Source organism: Myxococcus sp. AM010 (assembly GCF_013372585.1).
GTDB classification, from domain to species: domain Bacteria; phylum Myxococcota; class Myxococcia; order Myxococcales; family Myxococcaceae; genus Myxococcus; species Myxococcus vastator.
Genome location: NZ_JABXEO010000019.1, coordinates 99800 through 109047, shown reverse-complemented (window position 1 = coordinate 109047; position 9248 = coordinate 99800). Strand labels below are relative to the sequence as shown.

Below are 9248 nucleotides of genomic sequence, written 5' to 3'. Positions count from 1 at the left end.
GGCGTAGCTCAGCCGCCCGCCCCCATCCGCCCCGCGAGCAGGCCCAGCACGAAGGCCAGCACGGCCAGCAGTCCCGCCCAGAGGGGCGGGACGCCCTTCGCGCGGGTGGAGGCGGAAGGGCCCGCGACGCGCACCGCGCCCCCTTCCTCGGGGACGATGACGCGGACCTTGATGACGGCCTGGATGAGCACCGCTTCGACGTCTGAGAGGAAGCGCTCGTACTCCTCGGCCTGCAGCTCCAGCGGCTCGCCGTGCTGAAGCGCGTACCGCTTCGCCACCGCCTCGAAGCTGCGGAGCTGGGCCTCGCGCTTGGACACGTCCACCCAGCCGCACGTCAGCGAGGTCCCCTCACCCTTGCGAGGCACCAGGGAGATGGCCTGCCGCGCCAGCTTCCCGCCCGCGGTGCTGGGCCCCTCCGGCTCGTCGATGCGCAGCACCCGGTGCGGGCCCCGGCCATACAGCTTCGTCGACAGCGCGTCGCGGAGCTGCTCGGCCAGCAGCGCCGAGTGGTTCGCGAACATCGTCCGCAGCGCGGGCGCCTCCTCCTCGGCGGCCACCACCTTCGCGCCCAGGGGCTCCAGCGGGCTCAGGCGCACCACGCCCACGCTGGCGGGGGCCGCGCTGGCCTTCAGCGGGCTGGCGCGCTGCCTGGGAGGCTTCGGAGGCATGACGTCCGTGTGGACCTCGGTGGAGCGCGGCGCTGGCGGCTCGGTCCGCGCGCTCCGGGCGGCGCGGCCCGAGCGGCCCGCCCTGGCGGGTGGGACGGCCCCCATCCGCGTCTCCAGCGCGGGAGGCTCCAAGGGGGGCAGGTCCTCCTCCTGGGAGAAGGACGCCACGGGGCCCAGCCGCGTCTCCTCGGTGAGCGGCTCCACCGGGCCCAGGCGCGTCTCCTCGAAGCGGGGCTCCATGGGCCCCAGGCGCGTCTCCTCGGGGCGCGTGAGGAGCGGAATGTCCCGCGTCGCGTCCTCGTCCTCCTCCGGCGCGCTGCGTGGCGCCTCGGAACGCCCCGGGCGACCGGGTCGCCTCTTCCCGTCAGACATGTCCGTCCCTCTCCCAGGCGAGCATACTGCAAGGCCGGGCCGGCGCCCCTTCCCGGACGCCTCCCGGCCTTCACCGCCCTGGGCGTCGCGGACTCAGGCCCCCGTGGCCGGGGCCGGCGTCTCGCCGCGCGGCAGGACGGCCTGCATCACCAGGCTCAGCGTCACCACCAGCGCGCAGCCGATGACGTTGAACCAGAGGTAGCCCACGTCGGAGAGGAAGAAGAGGGCGATCACCGTCGCCTGGGAGATGACGGCCGCCGCGAACACGGCGTGGCCGCGCACCTGTTTCACGAAGAAGGCCACCAGGAAGATGCCCAGCACCGTGCCGTAGAAGATGGAGCCCAGGATGTTGATGGCCTGGATGAGGTTGTCCAGGAGCGACGCGAAGGTCGCGAAGGCCACGGCGACCAGTCCCCAGAACACGGTGAACAGCTTGGACGCCACCAGCACGTGCCGGTCCGAGGCGCCGGGCTGGAACACCCGCCGGTAGAAGTCCACCGTCGTGGTGGTCCCCAACGCCGTCAGCTCGCTGGCGATGGAGCTCATGGCCGCGGACAGGATGACGGCGATGAGCAACCCGAACAGCCCGCTGGGCAACCAGCGCTTCACGAAGGCGATGAAGATGTAGTCCGAGTCCTTCGTCTCCGCGCCCGGGAGCGCGCGCGCCACCATGTCCTTGGCCTCCTCGCGGACCGCGCTCGCCTGCCGCGCCGCGCCCTGGAGCAGCGCCCGCGACGCCTCGCCAGCCGCCACGTCGCCCGACTCGACGGCCGACAGGTAGCGCTCCACCTCCACGCGCTTGCCGGACTGGACCTGCTCCCACTTCTCCTCCAGCGCGGCGTACTCGGCCGCCTGCGCCGTGCCCTGCACGCGGGTGCGCAGCGTCTCGTTGAAGAGCAGCGGCGGCGTGCTGAACTGGTAGAAGACGAAGACGAGAATCCCGACGAAGAGGATGAGGAACTGCATCGGGATTTTCAGCACGCCGTTGAAGAGCAGCCCCAGCCGGCTCTCGGCGATGGAGCGGCCCGTCAGGTAGCGGCCCACCTGGGACTGGTCCGTGCCGAAGTACGACAGTGACAGGAACAGCCCGCCCGTGATGCCGGACCAGAAGTTGTAGCGGTCCTGCATGTCGAAGTCGAAGCTCACCAGGTTCATCCGGCCGAACGCGCCCGCGACGTCCACTGCCTTGCCGAACGACACATGCTCCGGCAAGCGCCAGAGGATGACCGCGGCGGCCACCACCATGCCGCCCATCATCACCACCATCTGCTGCTTCTGCGTCTGGCTCACCGCCTTGGAGCCGCCCGTCACCGTGTAGAGGATGACGAGCGCGCCCATGGCGATGACCGTGGGCTCCAGGGGCCAGCCGAGGATGGTGGAGAGGATGATGGCCGGCGCGTAGATGGTGATGCCCGCGGCCAGCCCGCGCTGGATGAGGAAGAGGAAGGCGCCCAGCAGCCGCGTCTTCAGGTCGAACCGCGACTCCAGGTATTCGTACGCGGTGATGACGTTCAGCCGGTAGTAGATGGGCACGAAGACGGCGCTGATGATGACCATCGCGATCGGCAGTCCGAAGTAGAACTGCACGAAGCGCATCCCGTCTTCGTAGGCCTGCCCGGGGACGGAGAGGAAGGTGACGGCGCTGGCCTGCGTGGCCATGACGCCCAGGCCAATGGTGGGCCACTTCAGCTCACGGCCACCGCGCAGGTACTCGTCGCTGGTGGCCGTCCCCCGGGACTTCCAGAGGCCCCACGCCACGATGGACGCAATCGTCCCGCCAAGGACGAGCCAGTCGAGCCCCGTCACGCGTACACCTCGGTGAGCACCCAGAACGTGGCGACGAACAGGACGAAGGTGCCCAGCACCAGGAGGTAGATGTTGCGCCACGAGCCCAGCAGCGGCGGCGCGTCATCGAGCTCGGGCCGGTGCGCGGGGGCGTCGCCGACGGGCTCACGAGGGGTCAGGTTGGGAGCGGTGCTCATTGAGAGAGGATGTTGGCTAGCAGGCGGTAGGCGCCGGGGACCCCGGCGGGGAGCTGACGGAAGAAGGCGAGGCCCGTGTAGACGAACGTGCCCTTGCCATGGCGGGCGACCAGCAGCGAGCCCTGGAGCGGCGCCTCGCCGGCATCGTGCATGGCGAAGACAGGCTGGTAGCGAGCGTCCCATGACGACGCGAAGTAGAGGCCGCGCTCCTGCACCCAGCCCTCGAAGTCCGCGGCCGTCAGCGCATTCGGCGCGCGCAGCAGCGGCTCATCGGCGCGCAGCGGCGTCATCACCGCCGTCTCATCCGTCACGCGCTCGCGGCCAAGCTCCAGCGGATAGGGCCCGACGAAGGACGTGAGCGGCCCCACGCGGCTGTTGGTGTTGTACTGCACCACCAGCCGCCCGCCGCCTTCCACGTACTGGAGCAGCCGCTCCCGGTGGACGATGAGGTGCGTGTTGGCGTTGAAGGCGCGCACCCCCACGAGGATGGCGTCGAAGCGCTCCAGCTTCTCCCGGGCCAGCCGCTCCTCGGGGAGCAGCGTCACCTCGTAGCCCACCGCGCTCAGGCTCTCCGCGACGCGGTCGCCCGGCCCGGGGATGTAGCCGATGCGCTTGCCCTTCATGGCCAGGGAGAGAGGCACCGCCGTGGCCGTGGACGGATGGCGCACCGTCAGCGGCGGGATGTGGGGATGGGACACGGAGCGGGCACGCCAGGACCAGGCGCGGTCTCCCACGTCGACGTCCACGGAGAGGTCCGCCTTCCGCGTCGAGCCCTGGGGCGGCGTCACCTGGAAGGTGATGGTGCGCTCGTCTCCGCGCGCCGCGAGCTTGAACTCGACCGACGCGGGCTCCACGCGCCAGCCGGGCGGCGCCACCATCCGCACCGTGCCCGGCACCTGGTCCATCCCCGCGGCCAGCACCACCGGCACGGCGCGGGACTCGCCGTTGGGGAACATGAGCACGTCCTGCGCCAGCGTGGCGGTGACGGGCGGGACGACCTCGAAGTCACGGTAGAGTTCGCCGCGCACCGGGTCCGTCCAGACGTAGACCACCGGACGCACCGCGCGGAAGCGCCGGCCCGCCACCTGGTAGTCGAACGCCACCGACAGCGCGGGGACGCCCTCCGGCTGGCCGGTGAGCGCGCGGTCCTCGCCCTCGAGCGTGTAGCGCCCCCCGGTGACGGGCTCGCGGAGCCAGTAGGGCGTGGAGATGGGCGCCGTCGCCGGCAGCGTCACCGTGCGCGACAGCTTCAAGGGCGCGTTCGCCCCCAGCGCCTTCCCCACGGCCTCGGGCTTCTCGCCCGGCAGCGTCAGCCCCACCCACTCGACGGCGGCGGGTGAGCGGTTCAGCGCCACCACGTCCAACGCCACCGGCAGCCCCGGGATGCCCGTGGGCGCGGCGGCGCGCACCTCCAGGAACAGCCCCGCGCAGGCGGCGATGAGCGCCTCCGTCTCACGCAGCTTGGGCGCCTTCCACGGGTGGGTGTCCGGCAGCGCGGTCAGCGCCTCGTGGACGCGGACGAGCGCGAGCAGGGAGCGGTGAGGGGCGCGCGCGTCGAACGCCTTCGTCGCGGCGGCCACCGCGCGGGACACAGCGTCGGAGCCCTTCCAACGCCTCCAGGAGAAGTCGAGCCCCTCGAACACGTCGCGCTTCGGGAGCGTCCCCGCCAGCGGCGTGAAGTACTCCGTGCTGGGGCCCCGGTCCGCGGCCTGGCCGAAGCCCTGGCTCTTGTGCTGGCTGCGGCTCTCCGCGGCCACCTCGCCCCACGACCGCCCGAGCAGCGCGTCGTAGCCGCCCACCTCCAGCTTCACGTAGCGGGACAGGTCCTCGTCGGGCTTGAACCACCACGAGGAGGCGTTCTGCAGCAGGCGGTCCGCCTTCCACGGCTTCACCTCGGAGAGCTGCTCCGGGAAGCGCTTCGGGTCGGCGGCGGCGATGAAGGCCTCCGCCGCCAGCAGCGCGGAGGCCGTGTGGTGGCCGTGGTTCGGCGGCTTCGTGGTGAAGCGGGTGATGATGACGTCCGGCTGGAAGCGGCGGATGGCGAGCACCACATCCGCCAGCACCTCTTCATGTCCCCAGATGCGCAGCGCCTCTTCCGCGCTCTTCGAGTAGCCGAAGTCCCGCGCCCGCGTGAAGAGCTGCTCCGCGCCGTCCACGCTCCGCGCGGCGAGCAGCTCGTGCGTGCGGATGAGCCCCAGCAGGGCGTCCTGCTCGGTGCCGATGAGGTTCTGCCCACCATCGCCGCGCGTCACGGACAGGTACCCCGCGCGCAGGCCGCGCGCGCCCACCAGCCACGCGAGCAGGCGCGTGTTCTCGTCGTCCGGGTGGGCCGCGACATAGAGCACGCTGCCCGTCACGCCGAGCCGCTTCAGGCCCGCCGCGATTTCACCCGCATGGAGCTGCCGGGGAGGCCGCGCCACCGCCGTCGACCCGATTCCAAGGCTCATGGCCAGCGTCATTCCGAGGAGCAGGTTCCGCATTCGGGCGGACCCTATAACAGGCCTCTTCCTCGCGCGCGGCTCACGTTCGTTGCGGGATGACACCCGCCGCCACGGCCGCACACGACGTGCGAGCGTGCACTTCCGGTGGCGCGCCCGCCCCGACCTGTTATCACGACATGCCGTGACGTCCTCGTTCTCGACCGCGTGGCTTCGCGGAGATGCGTCCGCGCGCTCCTTCCTTCCCGACGACTATCGACACCCTGAGGCGCGCGCCCGGGCCGTGGCCGCCGCCGCGACGCGCACGGTGTCGCCCGCGTTGCTGGACGTCCTCGCCGCGCAGAACGCGCGCCTCGCGCCCAGCCCCGCCCGGGAGCGCAACTTCGCGCTGCTCGCGCGGCCCGGCACCGTGGCGGTGGTGACGGGGCAGCAGATGGGCCTCTTCCTGGGCCCGCTGTACACGCTCTACAAGGCGGCGTCCGCCATCGTCACGGCGCGCGCGCTTCGGGAAGAAACCGGCCGGCCCTGTGTTCCCGTCTTCTGGCTCCAGACGGAGGACCACGACCTCCCGGAGATTGACCACTGTGTCCTCCCACGCCCGGGCGGAGGGCCCTGTCGCCTGGCGCTCGAGCTTCCGGATGCGGCAACGTCTCGAGCGCCCATCGCCCATCGCCACCTGGGACCGAGCGTCCTCCCCGCCCTGGCCACCCTCCGCGCCGAGCTGGAGGCAGAACCCCACGCGGAGGAGTTCCTCTCCCTGCTGGAGCGGGCCTACCGTCCCGAAGCCACGCTCGCGGGCGCCTTCACCGACGTGCTGTCATCCCTCTTCGCCGACGAGGGGCTCGTCTTCCTCGACCCGCGAGACGCACGGCTGGCGCCGCTGGCCGCGCCCGTGCATCGCTTCGCACTGCAGGAGGCGGAGGCGCTCTCCTCGGTGCTCGCGGCCCGAGCGGAGGCGCTCACCCGCGCGGGCTACACGGTGCAGGTCCACGTCCGTCCGGGCTCGCCGCTCAGCTTCTTCTCTCCGGATGCGCTCGATGGCCCGCGCTACCGCTTGGACCCGGCGGAAGCGGGCGCGTGGAGCCTGGTGGGCCACCCGGAGCGCCGCGCCATCACCCAGGACGCGCTGCACGCGGCCCTGGAGCGCGAGCCGCTGCGCTTCACCACGTCCGCGCTGCTGCGTCCCCTCCTCCAGGACACCTGGCTCCCCACGGCCGCGTATGTCGGTGGCCCGGGCGAGCTGGCCTACTTCGCGCAACTGGCGCCGCTCTACGCCCACGCGGGCCGGCCGATGCCGCTCGCCATTCCCCGGGCCCGCTTCCGCGTGCTCGATGACCGCGCGCGCCGGTGGCTGGGCAAGGTGGGGCTCCAGCCGGATGAGGTGAACGTGCCGCGCGACGCGCTGCTCACGCGGCTGGCCACGCGCAATGCCGCGGAGCCGCTGGAGACGCCCGAGGCCCTGGAGGCCCGCCTCTTCGGCGCGTTCTCCTCCGAGCTGGAGCGCGTCGCCGGACAGGTGTCGGCGGTGGACGCGAACCTCCAGGACGCGCTGCGCCGCACCCAGGGCACGGTGCGGGTCGCGGTGGCCCGGCTGACGGGCCGCTACCGCCGCGCGCTCGCCCGGCGCGATGCCACGGCGGCCGAACAGGTGGACCGCCTGCGCACCTTCCTCTTCCCGGAGGACGCGCCCCAGGAGCGTGTCCTCGGGCTGCCCTACTTCGCCTGCCGCATCGGGACGCGCGCCTTCACCCGGTTGGTGCTGGACGCGTGTGTCCCCTTCTCCGGTGACTCGAAGGACCTGACGCCATGAGCGCGAACGACACCGCCTACGGCATCGACGTGCTCGCCTTCGGCCCCCACCCGGATGACGTGGAGCTGTTCTGCGGCGGGCTGCTGGCGAGCATGGCCACCCGAGGCTACCGCACCGGCATCGTCGACCTGACGCGCGGCGAGAAGAGCTCGCGCGGCACGCTCCAGTCCCGCGCGGAGGAGACGGAGGCCGCCACCCGCGCGCTGGGCCTGGCCCACCGGGAGAACCTGGAGCTGCCCGACGGCTGGCTCAATCCGTGGGCGGGCTTCGACGCGCCCGAGCCCGAGCGCGCCCGCACCGCCGCCGTGGCCCGCGTGGTGGAAGCGCTGCGCCGCCTGCGTCCGGAGCTCGTCGTGGTGCCCTGGGAGCAGGAGCGGCACCCGGACCACGAGGCGGCCAGTGCGCTGGTGACGCGCGCCCTCTTCTTCGCGGGCGTGCGCAAGTTCGACGCGGAGCCCGCCGCGGAGCCCTTCACGCCGCGGCAGGTCCTCTACTACCCGCTGCGGCATCTGGCCGAGCCCAGCGTCGTCGTGGACGTCTCCGCCATCTACGAGCGCAAGCTGGCGGCGGTGCACTGCTACGCCAGTCAGGTGCAGCCCCGCCCGGACGCGCCGCCCACGCTGGTGGGCTCACCGCTGTCGCTGTCCTCGCTGGAGGCCAGGGATCGCTTCTATGGCGCGCGGATTGGCGTCACCCACGGCGAGCCCTACGTCCTCCGCGAGACGCTGGGACTGGCCGACCCGCTCGACCACTTCCGCAGGAATAGCTTCGCCCGGCCCCTGTTCTTTCCGGCACGCACATGAATGCCCCGCTCAACGTGGCCATCACCTGCTTTCCGACCTTCGGAGGCAGCGGCATGGTCGCCACGGAGATTGGCCTCGCGATGGCGGACCGGGGCCACCGCGTCCACTTCATCGCCCGGGACTTGCCGGTGCGCCTCCATGGCGCGAACCGGAAGGTCGTCTTCCACGAGGTGACGGAGAGCGACTACCCGGCGCTCCAGCAGTCCAGCACCTATCCCATCGCGCTGGCCTCCAAGATGATTGAGGTCGCCAGCTACGAGCGCCTGGACATCCTGCACGTCCACTACGCGGTGCCCCACGCCACCGCCGCGTGGATGGCGCGCGAGGTGCTGGGCCACAGGGCGCCGCGCGTCGTCACCACGCTGCACGGGACGGACACCACGCTGGTGGGAATCGACCCCAGCTACCTGCCGATTACGCGCTTCTCCATCATGCGCAGCGACGCGGTGACGGTGCCGTCCGCCTACCTGCGCCGCGCGACGTGGCGGGGCTTCGACATCCCCGAGAGCGTCCACATCGACGTCATCACCAACTTCGTGGACACCGCGCGCTATGCACCGGTGAGAGACCGCGCCTGCCTGCGCGCGCTCTTCCCGGCCCTGCACGACCATGAGCCGGTGCTCGTCCACGTCTCCAACTTCCGGCCGGTGAAGCGCATCACCGACGTGGCCGCCATCTTCACCGAGGTCCACCGCCACCGTCCCTGCCGGCTGGTGATGGTGGGAGACGGCCCGGAGCGCTCGCCCGTGGAGCGGATGCTGCGGGAGAAGGGCCTGGAGGGCCGCGTCGCGTTCCTCGGCAAGCAGGACCGCTTCGAGGAGCTGCTCGCCGCCTCCGACGTCTTCCTGCTCCCCAGCGAGCAGGAGAGCTTCGGGCTCGCCGCGCTGGAGGCGCTCAGCTGCGGCATCCCCGTGGTGGCCAGCGACCTGGGCGGAATCCCGGAGCTCGTCACGCACGGCGAGACAGGCTTCCTGGCGCCGCTGGGTGACGTCCCGGCCATGGCCCGGCACGTGCTCACGCTGGTCGAGGACGCGGAGCGCTGGCAGGGCTTCTCACATCGCGCGCGGGCGCGGGTCCTTGAGCGCTTCCAGAAGGAGCCCGCTGTCGACCGCTACGAGGCGCTCTACCGCCGGCTCCTGACGGGGCCCCTCCGTCGCTGAGGAGCCCCGGGAGCG

Annotated in this window: 7 protein-coding genes; 3 read left to right on the top strand and 4 right to left on the bottom strand. The window is 72.0% G+C overall.

Features of this window, described 5'->3' with window-relative positions:
* Positions 1-8: 8 nt before the first annotated feature.
* The 4 genes from HV826_RS12595 to HV826_RS12580 form a co-directional block, all read right to left on the bottom strand.
* On the bottom strand, positions 9-1040 hold the full coding sequence (locus tag HV826_RS12595) for a hypothetical protein (protein WP_176417258.1): 1032 nt from the start codon (positions 1038-1040) through the stop codon (positions 9-11).
* Positions 1041-1133: 93 nt separating this feature from the next.
* Positions 1134-2846, bottom strand: coding sequence for a sodium:solute symporter (locus HV826_RS12590; protein ID WP_176417257.1), 1713 nt, complete (start codon positions 2844-2846; stop codon positions 1134-1136).
* Positions 2843-3022, bottom strand: a complete 180-nt coding sequence (locus HV826_RS12585; protein ID WP_176417256.1) for a hypothetical protein — start codon at positions 3020-3022, stop codon at positions 2843-2845. Before HV826_RS12585 ends, HV826_RS12590 begins: the two co-directional genes overlap by 4 nt.
* Positions 3019-5502: a PIG-L family deacetylase gene (locus HV826_RS12580; protein WP_176417255.1), complete on the bottom strand. Its 2484-nt coding sequence runs from the start codon at positions 5500-5502 to the stop codon at positions 3019-3021. Before HV826_RS12580 ends, HV826_RS12585 begins: the two co-directional genes overlap by 4 nt.
* Before the next feature lie 94 nt (positions 5503-5596).
* Between HV826_RS12580 and bshC the strand changes: the two genes are divergently transcribed.
* From bshC to bshA, 3 genes are read left to right on the top strand one after another with little or no spacing between them, the layout of a single operon-like run.
* The gene (gene bshC / locus HV826_RS12575) at positions 5597-7270 is read left to right on the top strand and encodes a bacillithiol biosynthesis cysteine-adding enzyme BshC (protein ID WP_176417254.1); all 1674 of its coding nucleotides are present in this window, start codon (positions 5597-5599) and stop codon (positions 7268-7270) included.
* Complete coding sequence (bshB1, locus tag HV826_RS12570) at positions 7267-8073, top strand: bacillithiol biosynthesis deacetylase BshB1 (RefSeq protein ID WP_176417253.1); 807 nt, start codon at positions 7267-7269, stop codon at positions 8071-8073. The genes bshC and bshB1 overlap by 4 nt, the downstream gene beginning before the upstream one ends.
* Positions 8070-9233, top strand: a complete 1164-nt coding sequence (gene bshA / locus HV826_RS12565) for an N-acetyl-alpha-D-glucosaminyl L-malate synthase BshA (RefSeq protein WP_176417252.1) — start codon at positions 8070-8072, stop codon at positions 9231-9233. The genes bshB1 and bshA overlap by 4 nt, the downstream gene beginning before the upstream one ends.
* Positions 9234-9248: the final 15 nt, after the last annotated feature.

Excerpts from the sequence above, each read along its gene's own strand:
- HV826_RS12595 (WP_176417258.1), bottom strand. The coding sequence starts at position 1,040 with ATGTCTGACGGGAAGAGGCGACCCGGTCGCCCGGGGCGTTCCGAGGCG.
- HV826_RS12585 (WP_176417256.1), bottom strand. The coding sequence starts at position 3,022 with ATGAGCACCGCTCCCAACCTGACCCCTCGTGAGCCCGTCGGCGACGCC.
- HV826_RS12580 (WP_176417255.1), bottom strand. The coding sequence starts at position 5,502 with ATGCGGAACCTGCTCCTCGGAATGACGCTGGCCATGAGCCTTGGAATC.
- bshB1 (WP_176417253.1), top strand. The coding sequence starts at position 7,267 with ATGAGCGCGAACGACACCGCCTACGGCATCGACGTGCTCGCCTTCGGC.
- bshA (WP_176417252.1), top strand. The coding sequence starts at position 8,070 with ATGAATGCCCCGCTCAACGTGGCCATCACCTGCTTTCCGACCTTCGGA.